The organism is Pseudomonas fluorescens (assembly GCF_902497855.1).
GTDB classification, from domain to species: domain Bacteria; phylum Pseudomonadota; class Gammaproteobacteria; order Pseudomonadales; family Pseudomonadaceae; genus Aquipseudomonas; species Aquipseudomonas fluorescens_BI.
Window position 1 is genome coordinate 192,919 of the sequence record NZ_CABVHU010000001.1, and the last position, 15,549, is coordinate 208,467.

14 protein-coding genes and 3 pseudogenes are annotated in these 15,549 nt (G+C 57.4%); 8 read left to right on the forward strand and 9 right to left on the reverse strand.

Annotation, left to right across the window (positions count from 1 at the left end; genetic code table 11):
- Positions 1-76: 76 nt before the first annotated feature.
- From F8N96_RS00900 to F8N96_RS35215, 7 genes and pseudogenes are all read right to left on the reverse strand, one after another.
- A complete protein-coding gene (locus F8N96_RS00900) occupies positions 77-1,333 on the reverse strand; it encodes an amidase (protein ID WP_150796166.1) in 1,257 nt (418 codons plus the stop codon).
- Between the two features lie 16 nt (positions 1,334-1,349).
- A pseudogene (locus tag F8N96_RS00905) lies at positions 1,350-1,916 on the reverse strand (DUF2848 domain-containing protein); the annotation flags it as partial.
- A gap of 22 nt (positions 1,917-1,938) precedes the next feature.
- Positions 1,939-2,340 carry a GntR family transcriptional regulator gene (locus tag F8N96_RS00910; RefSeq protein ID WP_224789464.1) on the reverse strand — a complete coding sequence of 134 codons (402 nt, stop codon included), beginning with the start codon at positions 2,338-2,340 and terminating at the stop codon, positions 1,939-1,941.
- 228 nt (positions 2,341-2,568) lie between these two features.
- A pseudogene (locus F8N96_RS00915) lies at positions 2,569-2,739 on the reverse strand (SDR family oxidoreductase); the annotation flags it as partial.
- Between the two features lie 11 nt (positions 2,740-2,750).
- The gene (locus F8N96_RS00920; protein ID WP_150796167.1) at positions 2,751-4,298 is read right to left on the reverse strand and encodes an amino acid ABC transporter permease/ATP-binding protein; all 1,548 of its coding nucleotides are present in this window, start codon (positions 4,296-4,298) and stop codon (positions 2,751-2,753) included.
- Positions 4,299-4,362: 64 nt separating this feature from the next.
- Entirely contained in the window at positions 4,363-5,157 is a 795-nt protein-coding gene (locus tag F8N96_RS00925; RefSeq protein WP_150796168.1) for an ABC transporter substrate-binding protein, read from the reverse strand.
- Between the two features lie 49 nt (positions 5,158-5,206).
- Positions 5,207-5,355 (reverse strand): annotated as a pseudogene (locus tag F8N96_RS35215) (isopenicillin N synthase family oxygenase); the annotation flags it as partial.
- A 170-nt stretch (positions 5,356-5,525) separates the two neighbouring features.
- Between F8N96_RS35215 and F8N96_RS00935 the strand changes: the two are divergent.
- The 6 genes from F8N96_RS00935 to F8N96_RS00960 all read left to right on the forward strand — a co-directional run bounded on the left by F8N96_RS00935 (position 5,526) and on the right by F8N96_RS00960 (position 11,123).
- Positions 5,526-6,125 carry a DUF4157 domain-containing protein gene (locus tag F8N96_RS00935; protein WP_150796169.1) on the forward strand — a complete coding sequence of 200 codons (600 nt, stop codon included), beginning with the start codon at positions 5,526-5,528 and terminating at the stop codon, positions 6,123-6,125.
- 106 nt (positions 6,126-6,231) lie between these two features.
- A complete protein-coding gene (locus F8N96_RS00940; RefSeq protein WP_150796170.1) occupies positions 6,232-7,335 on the forward strand; it encodes a polyamine ABC transporter substrate-binding protein in 1,104 nt (367 codons plus the stop codon).
- Between the two features lie 30 nt (positions 7,336-7,365).
- The gene (locus F8N96_RS00945; RefSeq protein ID WP_150796171.1) at positions 7,366-8,784 is read left to right on the forward strand and encodes an aminotransferase; all 1,419 of its coding nucleotides are present in this window, start codon (positions 7,366-7,368) and stop codon (positions 8,782-8,784) included.
- Positions 8,785-8,837: 53 nt separating this feature from the next.
- Complete coding sequence (locus F8N96_RS00950; protein ID WP_224789465.1) at positions 8,838-9,689, forward strand: helix-turn-helix transcriptional regulator; 852 nt, start codon at positions 8,838-8,840, stop codon at positions 9,687-9,689.
- 370 nt (positions 9,690-10,059) lie between these two features.
- Positions 10,060-10,800: an AzlC family ABC transporter permease gene (locus F8N96_RS00955; protein ID WP_150796173.1), complete on the forward strand. Its 741-nt coding sequence runs from the start codon at positions 10,060-10,062 to the stop codon at positions 10,798-10,800.
- Positions 10,797-11,123, forward strand: a complete 327-nt coding sequence (locus F8N96_RS00960; RefSeq protein ID WP_150796174.1) for an AzlD domain-containing protein — start codon at positions 10,797-10,799, stop codon at positions 11,121-11,123. Before F8N96_RS00955 ends, F8N96_RS00960 begins: the two co-directional genes overlap by 4 nt.
- 290 nt (positions 11,124-11,413) lie before the next feature.
- Here F8N96_RS00960 and F8N96_RS00965 read toward each other — a convergent pair whose 3' ends face one another.
- The gene (locus F8N96_RS00965; RefSeq protein WP_150796175.1) at positions 11,414-11,686 is read right to left on the reverse strand and encodes a hypothetical protein; all 273 of its coding nucleotides are present in this window, start codon (positions 11,684-11,686) and stop codon (positions 11,414-11,416) included.
- A 310-nt stretch (positions 11,687-11,996) separates the two neighbouring features.
- On the opposite strand from F8N96_RS00965, the gene F8N96_RS00970 reads away from it, so the two are divergent.
- Complete coding sequence (locus F8N96_RS00970; protein ID WP_191635320.1) at positions 11,997-12,827, forward strand: sce7726 family protein; 831 nt, start codon at positions 11,997-11,999, stop codon at positions 12,825-12,827.
- Here F8N96_RS00970 and F8N96_RS00975 read toward each other — a convergent pair.
- Complete coding sequence (locus tag F8N96_RS00975; RefSeq protein ID WP_150796176.1) at positions 12,779-13,840, reverse strand: beta family protein; 1,062 nt, start codon at positions 13,838-13,840, stop codon at positions 12,779-12,781. The two genes, F8N96_RS00970 and F8N96_RS00975, sit on opposite strands and share 49 nt — an antisense overlap.
- 231 nt (positions 13,841-14,071) lie before the next feature.
- Between F8N96_RS00975 and F8N96_RS00980 the strand changes: the two genes are divergently transcribed.
- The gene (locus F8N96_RS00980; protein ID WP_150796177.1) at positions 14,072-15,430 is read left to right on the forward strand and encodes an MATE family efflux transporter; all 1,359 of its coding nucleotides are present in this window, start codon (positions 14,072-14,074) and stop codon (positions 15,428-15,430) included.
- Positions 15,431-15,549 lie beyond the last annotated feature (119 nt).

Below are 15,549 nucleotides of genomic sequence, written 5' to 3' on the forward strand. Positions count from 1 at the left end.
CCGTGTGATTTTTTCGGTAAGTCAGTCAGGTAAAACAGGGCAGGCGCGGGCCTGCCCCTGGTTCAGCGGCAGTGCATCAAGTGTGCTCTTGCAACAGTGCCTCGATAGCGCGAGACACCTGCAGGACACGAGCGTCCTGACCCTGCAGGCCGGCGATCGACAGCCCGACCGGCAGCTCGTCCCCGCGCTGGCAAGGCAAACTCAGGGCGCAACCGTCCAGGAAATTGATCACGCTGGTGTTGCGCAATACCAGGCCGTTGGTGGCGAAAAAACCATCGTCTTCAGTAAGGTCCGCCAACTTCGGCGGTACCACGGCGACCGTGGGCATCAACCAGGCGTCGGCGTCGCCCAGACGCTCACCCGCCACGCTGATCAGGCGTTGGCGTTCGCTGCGAATGTCCAGGTAATCGGCTGCACTGATAGCCGCGCCGCGGCGGATTCGTTGAGCGACGCGGGCGTCATAGCACTGGGCGTTGTCGCTCTCGAGCCACTGGCGGTGGCCATGCCAGGCTTCGGCAGCCGTCAACCCGCCAGCCGCATTGATACGGGGCAGTTCATGCAGTTCTGGAAAGTCGAACCAGCGGATGCAGGCGCCTGCCTGGGCGAGCAGGTCCAGGGCGCGTTCGAAGGCCGCTGCGACGCCGGCATCGAGCTGATCGAGGACAAAATCCCGGGTGACCGCCAGCCGAAGCCCGGCCAGGGGCGCGGCACGGGTATCCAGCTGCTCGCCGGTGAGAATCCGGTCGAGCAGGATGCAGTCGGCGACGCTGCGTGACAGGGCACCGACAGAGTCCAGGCTGACGGCCAAGGGGAACGTGCCGGCCATGGGGACTCGGCTGGCACTGGGCTTGAACCCGGTCAGGCTGCAGAACGCGGCGGGGATCCGGATGGAGCCGCCGGTGTCGGTGCCCAGCCCGGCGACGGCCATGCCCAATGCCACGCTCACAGCGGCGCCGGAGCTGGAGCCGCCGGCGATGCGGTCAGCCGCAGACGGCGTGAGCGGCGTACCGTAGTGCGGGTTCAGCCCCAATCCGGAAAAGGCGAACTCGCTCATATTGGTGCGGCCCAGTAAAATGGCGCCGGCCGATCTCAGCCGTTCGACCACGAGCGCATCGCTGCTGGCGGGCGGCGCATCGGCCAGCAGCCTGGAGCCGGCCGCAGTGACTTGTCCGGCCACATCGAACAGGTCTTTGATGGAGACCGGGAGCCCGGCCAATGGCGACGGCACGTAACCTGAAGCCCGTGCCAGATCGCTGGCTTGCGCAGCCTGCAAGGCGCCTTCGGCATCGACGCTGATGTAGGCAACCCCACCCGCCGCACGATGCGCTTCGATAGCCCAGTTCGCCGATCACCGATTGCGTACCGCAGAACATGGCAGTGTCCGCGGGCAGCGAAGCGTCGCTGTTGAGTTTTGCCAGCAGCGTTTCCGGCGCCAGCAGGTTCGTCACCGGGCCCTGTTGGTACAGCGCACGTACGCCGTCACGCACGCGCCAGGTGCGCATCACCAGTTGATCCCAATGCCCCTGGACCTCGGTATAGCGCCAGACCTGCCGGGCGATGGGTTTGTCGCACATCTGCTTGGAGACCGTGACGTCATAGCTTTCGACCTTGCGATCGGTGTGATCCGACCCCAGGCCGATCAATAGCCCTTGCTCGCTGGGGAGCAGCACGAATTCGGTCTCCCCGGATGAGTCCTTGCCAGGCACCTGGATGCTGTCGGCGCTGTTCAGCAGGCTGGCCGATACCCGGTAGAAACACGGGACCTGCGTCGGACGGCGCACGCCCAGCGCTTCCAGTTCGGCGATGTGGTGTTCCACCGCTTCGCTGTTGCGTCCCGCCCAGCCAGCGATAATCAGGTGCTTGATGCTGGCCCGGTGTTCGCCCTGGCCGACTACCTGGAATGTCAATTGGGTCATGAAGAACTCTCGTGGTGAGTGATTAAAGGGTGCGCATGATGGCGCGACGGAAATCGTCGATGTGGTGGTGGACAGCCGCGACGGCGGCGTCGCCGTCACGCTGTTCCAACGCCTCGAGGATCTGCAGATGCTCGTGGTAGATGCGTTCGCTATGGTGGTTTTCCGACAGGGTCAGGTACCAGAAGCGCGCCTGTTTTTCGTGAAGGTTGCGCAGCAGTTCGGCCAGCACGCGATTGTGTGCGGCGGCGGAAATCGACATGTGGAACTGCAGGTCCAGGGACATGAGCCCCGCCACGTCGTGTTTGGCCAGCAAGGCGGGCGTGCGCTCGAGAATGTCGCGCATGGCCTGGATCTCGGAATCGTGAGCGCGCTCGACCGCCAGCTTGATGCACAGCTGTTCGTTGCTCACGCGCACTTCGATCATGTCCAGCACTCAGGTTATTCGCGAGCAAGCTCGCTCCTACTAGACGCATCAGGCACCCAGCGACCACCTCGGCGACGGGTCTCGCCATTGTTATGGCTCGCCTTTGCGACGTGCCGGTATTGGCCTTTACCGGATTGCTGGCCCGGGGCCTGGAGATCAAGCTGCCGGGGTTGGCCTGAACGTAGACGGAAGCATCCATGCCATCCGCCCCAATTGTGCCTGCCGTCTTTATTGGCTGGAGCGAATGGCCCCTCCATCAATCAACAGGTTCTGCCCCGTCAGGTAGCCCGCATGACTGCTGCAGACGAAGGCGCACAGCGCACCGAACTCTTCGGGTGAGCCGAAGCGTTTGGCAGGAATTTCGCTACGGCATTCGGCGAGGAATGCCATTGTCTGTTGCAACACCCTGCCTACGCAGGATCCGCGGTGACAGACAGGTTTGGCGATAGCGTATTGATGCCCATGAAGCGCCGCACTCGCTCTCCTTCGGCAGCGCAGCGTATGGTTTCAGGTGCGGCATCCAATTGGATATTGCCGTTCTCCATGAAGACGACCCTGTCGGAAATCGACATGGCAAAGTCCATTTCGTGGGTGACGATAATCATGGTCATGCCTTCATTGGCAAGGTCGCGTATGACGTTCAGCACATCGCCCACCAACTCTGGATCGAGCGCCGACGTAGGTTCATCGAACAGCATGATGTCCGGCTCCATGGCCAAGGCGCGAGCGATCGCCACGCGCTGCTGCTGCCCGCCGGAGAGCTGGTGCGGGTACTTGTGGGCGTGGGCGAGCAGGCCGACCTTGTCCAGCAGCGCATAAGCACGGTGTTCGCTCAGCTCGCCCGGATGGCCGTGGTAACGCGGCGCCAGCGTAACGTTGTCGAGAAGGGTGCGGTGCGGGAACAGGTTGAAGTTCTGGAACACCATGCCGATGTGCCGCACGCCTTTGCGCAGGCGGGAACTGTCGGGTTTGTCCGTGGCTTCGATGAATTTCTCGCCGAACAACAGAATGTCGCCGGTATCGATGCTTTCCAGGCCGTTGACCGTGCGGATCAGCGAAGTCTTGCCGGAACCGGAGGGACCAATGATCGAGATCACCTGGCCGTATTCGACATTCAGGTCGATCCCCATCAGCACTTGGTGCGTGCCATAGCTCTTCTGGATGTTCTTCAATTGCAGGATGGGCGTCGCGTTGTTGCCCGCTGCTTTGCGCGCAACGTCGGGCAAGGCTTCGGCGCAAGCCTTGAGCTTGGCCACGGCGGCGGCGTCGAGCGTGTGCGGCTTGCGGAAGTTCAGGTCCAGGTAGCATTCCAGGCGCTGCAGGAAATAGCCGAACACGGTGACGATCAGCACGTAGTACACGCCCACCGCAGCCAGGGTTTCCATGACCAGGAAGTTGGTGGCATAGAGGCGTTGGCCGACCGTGAGGATTTCGGTCAGGGAGATGACCGAGACCAGCGACGTCAGCTTGACCACCGTGATGTATTCATTGATCAAGGTCGGCAGCGAGATACGGAACGCCTGGGGGATCACGATCAAGCGCTGCATGCCGAACAGGCCGACACCCAGCGCGCGCCCGGCTTCCTTCTGGCCCTTGGCCACGGAAATAAGTCCGCCACGATGGATTTCCGCCATGTAAGCCGCTTCCGTGACCACCAGGGCCAGCAAGCCGGAATAGAAGGGGTTGGACAGGATCGGCCCGCTACCGGGAAACAATTGCGGCAAGTTGTAGACGAAGACCACCAGCACCAGCAACGGGATACTGCGGAAGAACCAGATGTAGACCGCCGCGGGAATGCGCAGCAAGGGCGACTGGGACAGCTTGGCCGTGGCCAGGACAAAACCCAGCAGCATGCCGATGAACCAGGCCAGGGCACTGAGCTGGACCACCGTGACGCAGGCCTTCCAGAAATCCGGCAGGGAGAACAGGGAGATGAAATACGACCAATCGAATTGCATGGGGCACCTCGATCTGCCGCCCCGGTGCAGGGGAGGCAGATGACCGGATTAGAAGGACACGTGCTTAGTTGGCTGTCGGTTCTTCCAAGCCATACTTCTTGAGAATAGCGGCGTATTCACCGCTCTTTTTCGTCTCCTCGAAGGCCTTTTGCACGGCCTGGAAGGTTTCGTCGTTCCCTTTCTTGACGAAGATGCCCAGCGTTTGCTGATAGATCGGGTGTTCGGTGGTGATCACTACCCGGCCATTGGTTTTTTCCGCGATCATTTTTGCGGCGCCAGCGATTTCAACCTGGGCCTGAATGTTTTTGGACAACAGGGCCTGGGTCACTTCGGGCGCCGAGGGGTACTCGCTGACGGTGATGGCGCCTTTGTTGTTCGGCACGCAGTAGGCATCGGAGAGCTTCCTGAATTCCTTGACCCAGGTAGTGCCCTGTTCCAGACCCAGTTTCAAGCCGCACAGGTCTTCAGGTTTCTTCGCATTGATCTCGCTGCCCTTGGGCACCATGACCGCGGCACCGGTGTTGGCATAGGCGATGGTCTGGGCCTGAGTCTGGCGCTCCGGTGTGATGTACATGCCGGAAATAACCGCGTCGTACTTGCCGGAGTTCAGGCCCAGGATCAGGCTCGGGAACTTGGTGTCGATGAACTCCACCTTGGCGTTCATGTGCCTGGCCAGGGCCGTTGCCAGTTCCGGGTCCGAGCCGACCACGTTTTTGTCCTTGTCATAGGACTCGAAGGGCGGGTAGGTGACTTCCATGCCGACCTTGAACGTGTCTGCTGCGGCCACGCTCAACGAGGCGCCGAACATACCGGCTGCCAGTACGGTCATGGGCAAAAGGGCGTTCTTATTATTGTTCATTATTCACTGACTCCGGCGTAGGTAAGGGTGTAGCTGGAAACGTCAATCGGGACGGTTGCCCCTGATTTTTCAAATGTCCGAGACTGGCGGGTTTGCGTGCCTTCTCTGGCATTGAAACGTCTCCATTGGCCACCCTGTGCCGCAGGTCTGCCGCGCTTGGCCATACAGGTGTTCGCCGATCGTGATTTCTCCGTAGTCCTTGTCTGTCCGGGCACTGGTTGCCACCAGGCGCTGCCGTGGCTGGTTCGCTGTGGAACCAATGTTAAGCATAGGCGGCGGGGTGAAAGAATCTGTAAGCTCAAATGAATACTTCAGACTTTCGTCAACAGATAGCTAGCTGTTTAATCGCGCTGTCCCTGGAGCGCCCAATGCCGCCCATCACTACGCGCCTGGTGGCGCTGTTGGTTCTTTGCCTGACGCTTGACGTGCCAGCCCAGGCCAACGCCTGTCCGGCTGGCGAGAAACCAGTGTGCCTGGACAGCTGCATCTGCCTGCCAGACCTGGGACCGCTACTCGGTCCTCTGCCGGATGGCATCTTCCAGGTCGCGGCACCTGCCCTGGCGCTGTGGCTGACCCAAGCCCGCGCCGAAGCAGCCAACGCCGGCATCCAACCCATCCCACCGCACATCCGCGAGCAACTGCTGCGCTGGTACGCCCCCGGCGTCCTCGATGCCGCGCGCTACAAAATCAGCGACAACGGCCAATTCAGCGCCGCCACGGCCATGCTGCAAAACCCCGATGTCGGTGCCGTGACGCTGATCGACATCATCCTGTTCCGGGACGCTCAAGCCGCAGAACAGGACCTCGCGCTATGGGCTCACGAACTCAAGCATGTGCAGCAGTATCAGGAGTGGGGGGTAGAAGGGTTTGCCCAGCGCTATACCCAGGATTTCAATGCGGTGGAGGCGCCGGCCTATGCCATACAGGTTGAGGTCCGGCGGTGGGTGCGGGAAGGGTCGAAACGGTAAAACGGCGCACACACCCATTCGGGGTATGGCGCCGTTCGGCCGATCGCTCAATAGTAGGTGCAACCGGTCATCCAGAACCGGCTTCGCTTGCTAAGGTGAATTTGCTATGCGCAAGGCCCTCATGGTGATTACCAGTCTATTACTTGCACCGCTGACACTGAACGCTCACGCCGCCGAAGTGGACGGCAGCAGAACGCTGAGGCTTTATAACTGGGCCGATTACATCGGCGAAAAAACCATTGCCGATTTTGAGAAGGCTTCCGGCATCAAAGTGATTTACGACACGTTTGATGCCTATGAAACGGTGCAGGCGAAGTTGCTCACCGGCCACTCCGGTTACGACCTGGTGGTACTGAACGCCTCCCTCGTTCCGCCACTGATCAACGCCAAGGTGTTCCAGCCCCTGGATAAAAAGTTACTGCCAGGCTGGACCAACCTTGACCCGAAAGTCTTGCAGGATTTGCAGGGATTTGACGCCGGCACGGTGTACTCCGCACCCTATACCTGGGGCAGTAACGGCATCACTTATAACGTCGACAAGATAAAGGAACGCATGCCGGACGCGCCGATCGGTTCGCTGGCGATGATCTTCGATCCGAAAATCGTTTCGCGCTTCGCCGATTGCGGCGTCACCCTGGTCGATGCGCCCACCGAAGTCATTCCACTGGCCCTGAAGTACCTGGGACGCGACCCGCGAAGTGCCGCGCCAGAAGACCTGAAAGCCGCCCAAGAGTTGCTGTTGTCGGTGCGGCCGTACATCCGCAAATTCGACTCGGTCAATTACCTGACCAGCCTGCCCAATGGTGATGTGTGCATGGCCATGACCTGGTCTGGCGATTACGCGACCGCCATGGCCCGTGCCGAAGAAGCCAAGCTGAAAATCAAACTGGCCTATTTCATCCCTACGGAAGGCTCGTTGATCTGGTTCGACAACATGTACATCCCGGCCGATGCGCCTCACGTCGTCAATGCCCACAAGTTTCTCGATTACTTGATGCAGCCACAGGTCATGGCGGACGTGACGGACTACATCCACTACGCCAACAGCAACGCGGCGGCGACACCGTTGCTCAGTGCCGACGTGCGCAATAACCCGGCGATTTATCCCGATGACGAAACCCGTCAGCGCCTGTTTCCGCAAAAAACCCAGGACGCGAAAGACATGCGCGCCATGACGCGCGTCTGGAGCACGGTAAAAAGCGGCATCTGATCATTCAACCCTTTGGTTTGAGGTTTTGGTATGGCTACTCCTACTAAGAACGTATTGTCCGCGGCCGATGAGTCTCGTCTGGTCAAAGCCGACAAAGCCCATTACATGCACGGCTATCACGTGTTCGATGAGCACAGCGAACACGGTTCCCTGAACATCGTGGCGGGTGACGGCGCGTATATTTACGACACTCAGGGCAACCGCTTCCTGGATGCGGTCGGTGGCATGTGGTGCACGAACATCGGACTGGGCCGTGAGGAAATGGCCCTGGCGATTGCTGACCAGGTGCGCCAACTGGCCTATTCGAATCCGTTTTGCGACATGTCCAATAACGTCGCCATCGAACTGTGCGAAAAACTCGCCAGCCTGGCCCCTGGCGATCTCGATCATGTGTTCCTGACCACCGGCGGCTCCACGGCCGTGGACACCGCGTACCGGCTGATTCAGTACTATCAGAACTGCCGTGGCAAAACGGACAAGAAGCACATCATCGCTCGCTTCAACGCCTATCACGGCTCGACGACGCTGACGATGTCGATCGGCAACAAGGCCGCCGACCGCGTGCCGGAATTCGATTACGCCAACGACTACATTCATCACGTCTCCAACCCCAATCCGTACCGCGCCCCGGACGGCATGGATGAAGCGCAATTCCTCGAGTTTCTGATCAAGGAGTTCGAGGACAAGATTCTGGCCATCGGCGCGGACAAGGTCGCAGGCTTCTTTGCCGAGCCGATCATGGGCTCCGGCGGCGTGATCATTGCGCCCCAGGGTTATCTGAAGCGCATGTGGGAAGTCTGCCAGCGCTACGACATTCTGTTTGTCGCCGATGAAGTGGTGACGTCGTTCGGTCGGTTGGGCAAGTTCTTCGCGTCCTATGACGTGTTCAATGTACAGCCTGACATCATCACCACGGCCAAGGGGCTGACGTCTGCTTATCTGCCGCTGGGCGCCTGCATTTTTTCCGACCGCATCTGGAAAGTCATCGCCGAGCCGGGCAAGGGCCGCTGCTTCACCCACGGTTTCACCTACAGCGGTCATCCGGTGTGCTGCACCGCAGCGCTGAAAAATATCGAGATCATCGAGCGGGAAAACCTGCTCGAACATGTCGACGTGGTGGGCGCGTACCTTGAAGAGCGGCTGTCGACGCTCAGAGACTTGCCATTGGTGGGCGATGTGCGTTGTCAGAAACTCATGGCTTGCGTGGAGTTCGTGGCCGACAAACGCACCAAGGCGTTGTTTGCCGACGAGATCAACATTGGCGAAATGATTCACTCCCGAGCGCAGGCCCGAGGCCTGCTGGTGCGGCCGATCATGCACCTCAACGTCATGTCGCCGCCGCTAATTCTGTCCTGCGCTCAGGTTGATGAAATCGTCGAGATCTTGCGCGCCTGTATCCTTGAGGTGGCGGCTGAGCTAGAGCAAAGCGGCCAGTATTTCGGCCAATGAGTGCTTCAAGGCTGCGGTTACCAAATGCCGGCTCACCCGCTAGACTTCGGGGCATGAGCAAACCAGACGACGATGCACTGATCGCTTTGTCCTTCGGGGCATTACATAAATGGCATGGCGACATGCGCGAGGCATTCGCGCATATCGACACGCTCGATGCCCTGCAATATCTGGCGTCGGCGTTTGGGCATCTGGTGTCCATCGAATCGGTTTTGATCAGCCTGGAACACAAGGACCGTGCACCACAGTTGCTGTATCAGCGTGGCATTCCGGAAAAATATCGTGAGTCGATCATCGACCGCTATTTTTCGGGTGGCTACTTGCTTGATCCGTTTTGCCTGGCGGTAGAGCAGGGATTGGCTGAAGGATTTTATCACTTGGAGGAAATAGCCCCGGACAACTTCTTCGAGAGTGAGTACTACAAAACTTATTACTTGAAAGCCGGTAGCTCCGAAGACAGTTTTTATATTGTCGATACGGTGAATGACTCGCAGATTTCAGTGAGCCTGTTTCAAGGCTTCGGTGGCGAGGCGCTCAAGGCGGAGCAACTCAATTTGTTGCGAGCGGTCGAACCGCTGGTACGGGAATTCATCAGTGAGTTTGGCCCGCGTGGCCTGCAGAAGAGTGGCGCAATACAAGCCGATGTTGAAGCTACGGTGCATGATGATTTCAAACAACGTTTGCAGGGCGCCTTTGAAAACTTTGGTCGCGACCTGCTAACCGAGCGCGAGCGCGAGGTAGCGCACATGGTGCTCCGCGGGCACTCCGTGAAGTCCACCGCCAGCCAGTTCGGTATTTCGCCAGAAACGGTTCGCATGCACCGCAAAGGCCTTTATTTGAAGCTGAAAGTCAATTCTCAGGCGGAGTTGTTTGCACTGTTTTTCGAGTGGTTACGAACGAACTAAATTATTACCCATCAGCGTATCCTAATAACAATAAGGTTGGCTTGTTCAGGCAAGCGACTTCTACCCCGGTGTAGTCAACCCGATCCCCTGTAGGAGCTGGCTTGCCAGCGAAGAGGCCCTTCCAGCCGACATCAATGTTGGCTGACACACCGCTTTCGCCGGCAAGCCGGTCTCGCTCCCACATTTGCTTTATGCAACCCATCGAGCTCCGGGTCCACACTCTGCCGCACGATGGGCGGCGGACCACGGGCCAGGCAATGGTCTGCGCAGATGGCTTGCAATAGCTCCCGCTTATCCTGTATCCAGTTTCAGAGCGGTCGGCGTACGGCCAATCGAACCGGCAGCGCGAACAAAAAAACCAGGAGACGAAATGCCGTACCGAACAGGAAGGGAAGCGTTCATGCAAGGTGTCCGGGCGCTGATTCCATTGAGTCCCGGTGTCGTGCCTTTTGGCTTGCTGACGGGGGTCATGGCGATCAACATGAGCCTGTCGCCGGGAACGACCATGGGCATGACGCTGCTGTTCTACTCCGGATCCGCGCAGATGGTCGCCCTGCAACTGCTCCATACTGGCATTGCGCCGCTGGCGATCGTGGTCACCGCCCTGGTCATCAACCTGCGCTTCATCATGTACAGCGCGTCACTGGCCCCGCATCTGCACCACTTGCCCCGACGCTGGACGTGGCCGTTGTCCTACATGCTTTCGGACCAGTCCTACGCGCTGTGCAGTCTCAAGCTTTCCTCTGGCGAACTGGGGCCATTTGCTCACTACTACTATGCCGGCACCGCCGTTGCCATGTGGCTGTCCTGGCAATTGTCGGTATTGGCGGGCATTTACCTGGGCGCAAGCATCCCCGAGACCTGGTCACTGAGCTTTGCCATACCGCTTTCCTTCCTGGCGCTGCTGGTTCCCGGCCTGCGTAGCGCTGCAACCCTGGGCGCCGCCACGGTCGGCGGGCTGCTCGCCGCGATTGCGATCGATATGCCGTACAACCTTGGGCTGGTCACCGCTTCCATCGGCGGTGTCATCGCGGGTCTGGTGATCGAGAGTGTTCGCAAACGCCCATTGAGCGGTGCACCGACTCCTGACGTCGAGAGGGAGACGCGATGAGTGATCTAGCCATGTGGGGACTGTTCCTGGCGGTCGGCCTGGGAACCTTCGCCATGCGTCTTTCCTTTGTCGAACTGTATGGCCGGTTGCGCATCCCGTCGGTGCTGAGACGGGCCTTGCTGTACGTACCGGCCAGTGTGCTGGCAGCCCTGGTGCTGCCCGCCGTGGTGTACCCCAATGGGCAGGGTGAGTTCGTGTGGAGTAACCCGCAGATACCGGCGGCCATTTTGGCGGCGTGGGTTGCGTGGCAGACTCGCAATACGGTTTTGACGTTGGCGGTTGGGATGGGGGGGTTGTGGTTATTCAGGTTTTTGGGGTTGTAATGCATCGAATCGGGTCGAGCCAGGACTTTGATGTGACCAGGGGCATACGGGTCTGTGCCGTATGAAAGTCTGCACATTTTTTTTCACATACTGACTTGATGGACAAGCGCTAATTTACTGGCCTGTAGAGGTTTTCAAGACTTTTTAAACGAAGTTTTCTGCACATATTATTTCACATTTTTTTTGGTGCGGTGACTTCGGTCAATGGGTTCACGAAAGGATCCTTCAGACGCGTTTGCACACAGATCGCAATTGCAGAAACAGGCGCCCTTTGAGGCGCCCGTTTTTACTTACTCCTTCGCCTGCGCTCGCAAGCGTCGACCGATCACGTCCATCAAGTCACAGCCGTCGCGCAACGGAATGGCCAACAGCTGAGAAAAGTCCTTCAGCACCACCGTGTCGCAGCCGAGTTCGGCGCGGTAGGCGATGTTTTCAAGCACTTGCGTGACCGTGCGGATGCGATGGTCAGCCATGGCTTGCAGAACGTCGAGCGGGGCTTGGGTGTCGATGAGCAAGGAGGCCGGGATCAGGTCGATTCCGGTGAGGGGAATGTATCTTTCCATAGGTGAAACTCCGATCAAGGCAAAGGTTGACTGTCCCTCAATCGTCGCCAAACGAATGGGTGACAGCTGTACGCAGGTTGGCGAACCGGGATCGGAAAACCGGCAGACCCGAAGGTCTCCCGCGCACAGCTGCCATAAAGACAGCTTTGCGAGCGTGCAACAGCGTCTGCAAGAAAGCACAGAGCTTTTGCACCCGATAACTCAGGTCGCCAAACCTGGTCGCCATTGGGGCGACGGGGCGGACTATAAGCTTCTTGGGTCTAGGCGGGCAAGGTTGATAACTTTTGTGTTTGTGTAGGACTAGCGGTGAATGAATCGTCCTCCAGCTGCAAGAGTCGATAGGCTGCAAGGTGATGGTAAATACTCATGGTCGTTGGGGGTTCACATAATCCTGTCAAGGATGCTACCCACATTTTTTGTATCCGACCTTCAACTGATCCGAACCATCCAGTCATCAGATTCTTGGCAATTAGGGTCTGCCATCCTCATTTGGCGCACCCCCACGCATAGGCTTCGAATGGGAGAGAAGCTATACTCCTGCGCTATGCACAATCCAGAACATATCCGCGAATTACTCAAGACATGGGTCGCCAAGACCATGCCCCATGCTGAAGGCGATGTTTTCATTGGAGAGCTTTGCTTCATCAACAAAGCAAGGCGTGCAGACCTCGTGCATGCGAACGGTCAGCTAACGGCGTTTGAAATAAAATCTGCCGCGGATAGCCTATCCAGGTGGGAAGGTCAGCAAGACGCATACCTCAGTTGCTTTGATCAGGTTTGGCTTTGCTGTCATTCCAAACATATAGAGAAAGCGTTCAGCGTTACTCACAAAAGCGTTGGGATTCTTGTGGTTGATGACCTTGGATCTATCGCTCTTGTTAGAAAGCCAGCGCCCAATAAGTTTCGCGATAAATTTATCCTCACCGGATTGTTGTGGAGGTCGGAGTTAGATGAGCTCTGCAAAGAGTTTCAGATTCAAACGAAAAATATTATGAGGATAAAGGAAGTGCGCCTCGAAGTATCCGAGGCGCTAGAGTGGGACCGCATCCGAGATAAAGTCTTAAGTAGGCTAAAGGTTCGATATTCTGATTGTCAGAATATGTCATCAATTGAGATGTTGTCGCCACTATCTTTGTGTTGAAGAAATTGGAGCGTTGCACAAATATGCTGGTTAGCTCTTAGGCCATTCCATACTCCGTTGTTCCCATACTTTTCATTCGTTTGACTAATCCGTCCATACTCTCTAGTCGCCCAGCAAAACTCATCGCCGTGGTAGTCTGGTAGTTGGCGAATGTCTCTTGCTAGCTGAACGTAGTTCTCAAATTCTTTATCTCTTCCTAGCCGCTTTAACCACCATTCATTAGGGGCGTAATAGCTGGCAAAAGGTATGACAGCCATGCCTGGAATATATTCCACAGCGGCGCCAGGATTTGTGCCTGCATAGTCACCATAAATTAAATTTATAGAAGAGTTCAGTTGTTTTGCTTCAGTTTGCCAAGCTATATCGTGACAAGTTGCCGTGCTGGTACTTCCGGATTGAGGTTTCTGACTCGGGAAGGATGAGCTAATTAGAGACGCGCTGTGAACCCCATAGGCGTCTAAGGTAGATAAACTATGGTCGAGAGTGCCACCGTTAATGGTGGATATTGGAGATCTGTCCCCAAAGTCCAGTATTGCAATTATGTTTTCTGGGGTAGCTATGGCGTCAAGAATACTTATTGCTCTGTCCCAGCTAGCTCCTGTTATGTCTGCAGTGCAGATAATTCTGATGGCTATGGTTTCAAAGTTTGTTAGTAGCAGTCTAGCCTGTTGTATTACGTCTCGTGAGTTGTCCGTGTCAAGCCAAGATACAACGGGTATTAGTGAGTTGTTTTTAATTTTTAACTCTGCGAGCCAGACTCGTTTTTTTTCGAAGTGATTGGCAGGGTTGTGTAGGTCCCTTTCTGCTATGACTTCTTCTGCGATATCTTGTGGTGATCTAGACACGTCCATCAAATATGGATGGTCTCCCCAGTTCGCAAGAAAATCGTTAAGATTGCGTTCTTTGCCTCTCATATTGAGAAGTGGTGACACTAATTTTTTACGATGTTCTTCCAGATTTATCAGAGCCTTTACATCGTTTTGACCTACCTTCATACACGGTATGTAAAGCATGCGTACCTTCCTTTGGTGGTGGAGCGAAGCTCGACTAGAGCTGGATTGAGCGTAGATGCCTTTTTCGAAACCGCTGTCTAGGTGATGTATCTTCGTATTTCTTGATTTTTTTTTACGCGGATTCCGAAATACAATTTCAAGTCATTAGTTTTATTCATTTATGCTTGTGTAAATCCATTTACAATCCCCCATTTGCGTAGCGACCTACCCTCATCCGAGACTTTTCTACTCATGCAAGCCTCCACCCAATCCCACCCCCTCTGGAAAACCTACCTCCTTTTCCTCGCCCCCATGGTCCTCTCCAATTTCCTCCAATCCATGTCGGGCACCATCAACAGCATCTACATCGGCCAGATGCTCGGCACCCAAGCCCTCGCAGCCGTATCGGGCATGTTCCCCATCGTGTTCTTCTTCATCGCCCTGGTCATCGGCCTCGGCGCGGGTGCTGGCGTGCTTATCGGTCAAGCCTGGGGCGCGCGTGAACCGCATCTGGTGAAAACCATCGCCGCGACCACCTGGCTGTTGGGCGCAATGATCGGTTTGGTGGCGGCGGTGTTGGGCAGTGTGTTCGCGAGGCCAGCCCTGCAGGGTTTGGGCACGCCGGCCGACGTGCTGGACGACGCCGTGGCCTACGCCCAGGTGATGATGTGGATCATGCCCTCGCTGCTGGTCTATGTGCTCTTCACTCAACTGCTGCGCGGGGTGAGCGATACGGTGTCGCCGCTGATCGCGTTGGTGGTGTCGACCTGTATCGGCCTGGCGCTGACGCCGGCGTTGATTCGCGGTTGGCTGGGGTTGCCGATGATGGGGATTCAGAGTGCGGCGTATGCGGGGTTGGTGGGTAACCTGTCGGCGATGGCGTGGCTGGCGTGGCGCTTGATCAGCAAGGGGCATCCGTTGGCGCCGGATCGAGAGATGTTTGCGGCAATGCGCCTGGACCTGGTGATTCTCGGCAAGGTGTTGCGCATCGGGTTGCCGACCGGGTTGCAGATGGTGGTGTTGTCGATGTCGGAGCTGGTGATTCTGGCGCTGGTGAATCAGCACGGCTCCAAGGCGACGGCGGCGTATGGGGCGGTGACGCAGATCGTCAATTACGTGCAGTTCCCGGCGCTGTCGATTGCGATCACGGCGTCGATCCTGGGTGCCCAGGCGATCGGGGCAGGGCGCATCGAGCGCATCGGGCCGATTCTGCGCACGGGGTTGTTGATCAACGTGTGCCTGACCGGTGGGTTGGTGGTGTTGGGTTACCTGTTGTCGCACTGGTTGCTGGGGTTGTTCCTCACGGATGACGTCACTCGTGCGAAGGCCGAGCATCTGTTGCACATCATGCTCTGGAGCCTGTTGGTGTTCGGCTTCCAGGCGATCATCGGCGGCATCATGCGTGCCAGCGGCTCGGTGTTGGTGCCGATGGCGATTTCGATTTTCTGCGTGGTCGGGGTGCAGTTGCCGGTGGCGTATTTGCTGGACGGGCACTTTGGATTGCAGGGCGTGTGGATGGCGTTTCCGGTGGCGTACCTGGGGATGCTGGTGTTGCAGTCGGCGTATTACAAGATGGTCTGGCAGCATCAGAAGATTGAGCGGTTGGTATAGGAAGGCATCGCAGACAGGGGTAATTGACTTACCGGTTTTCAGAAAATACGGAAACGTCTTACGCTCCCATCAGAAACACCCTATTTAAACCGTGGCCGCCATCGTAAAAGCTTCCAATC

Bases quoted from the DNA above. Each gene is read 5' to 3' on its own strand.
- F8N96_RS00945 (WP_150796171.1), top strand. From the start codon at position 7,366: ATGGCTACTCCTACTAAGAACGTATTGTCCGCGGCCGATGAGTCTCGT.
- F8N96_RS00920 (WP_150796167.1), bottom strand. From the start codon at position 4,298: ATGCAATTCGATTGGTCGTATTTCATCTCCCTGTTCTCCCTGCCGGAT.
- F8N96_RS00975 (WP_150796176.1), bottom strand. From the start codon at position 13,840: ATGCTTTACATACCGTGTATGAAGGTAGGTCAAAACGATGTAAAGGCT.
- F8N96_RS00970 (WP_191635320.1), top strand. From the start codon at position 11,997: ATGAATCGTCCTCCAGCTGCAAGAGTCGATAGGCTGCAAGGTGATGGT.
- F8N96_RS00910 (WP_224789464.1), bottom strand. From the start codon at position 2,340: ATGATCGAAGTGCGCGTGAGCAACGAACAGCTGTGCATCAAGCTGGCG.
- F8N96_RS00965 (WP_150796175.1), bottom strand. From the start codon at position 11,686: ATGGAAAGATACATTCCCCTCACCGGAATCGACCTGATCCCGGCCTCC.
- F8N96_RS00925 (WP_150796168.1), bottom strand. From the start codon at position 5,157: ATGAACAATAATAAGAACGCCCTTTTGCCCATGACCGTACTGGCAGCC.
- F8N96_RS00960 (WP_150796174.1), top strand. From the start codon at position 10,797: ATGAGTGATCTAGCCATGTGGGGACTGTTCCTGGCGGTCGGCCTGGGA.
- F8N96_RS00980 (WP_150796177.1), top strand. From the start codon at position 14,072: ATGCAAGCCTCCACCCAATCCCACCCCCTCTGGAAAACCTACCTCCTT.
- F8N96_RS00950 (WP_224789465.1), top strand. From the start codon at position 8,838: ATGAGCAAACCAGACGACGATGCACTGATCGCTTTGTCCTTCGGGGCA.
- F8N96_RS00940 (WP_150796170.1), top strand. From the start codon at position 6,232: ATGCGCAAGGCCCTCATGGTGATTACCAGTCTATTACTTGCACCGCTG.
- F8N96_RS00955 (WP_150796173.1), top strand. From the start codon at position 10,060: ATGCCGTACCGAACAGGAAGGGAAGCGTTCATGCAAGGTGTCCGGGCG.
- F8N96_RS00935 (WP_150796169.1), top strand. From the start codon at position 5,526: ATGCCGCCCATCACTACGCGCCTGGTGGCGCTGTTGGTTCTTTGCCTG.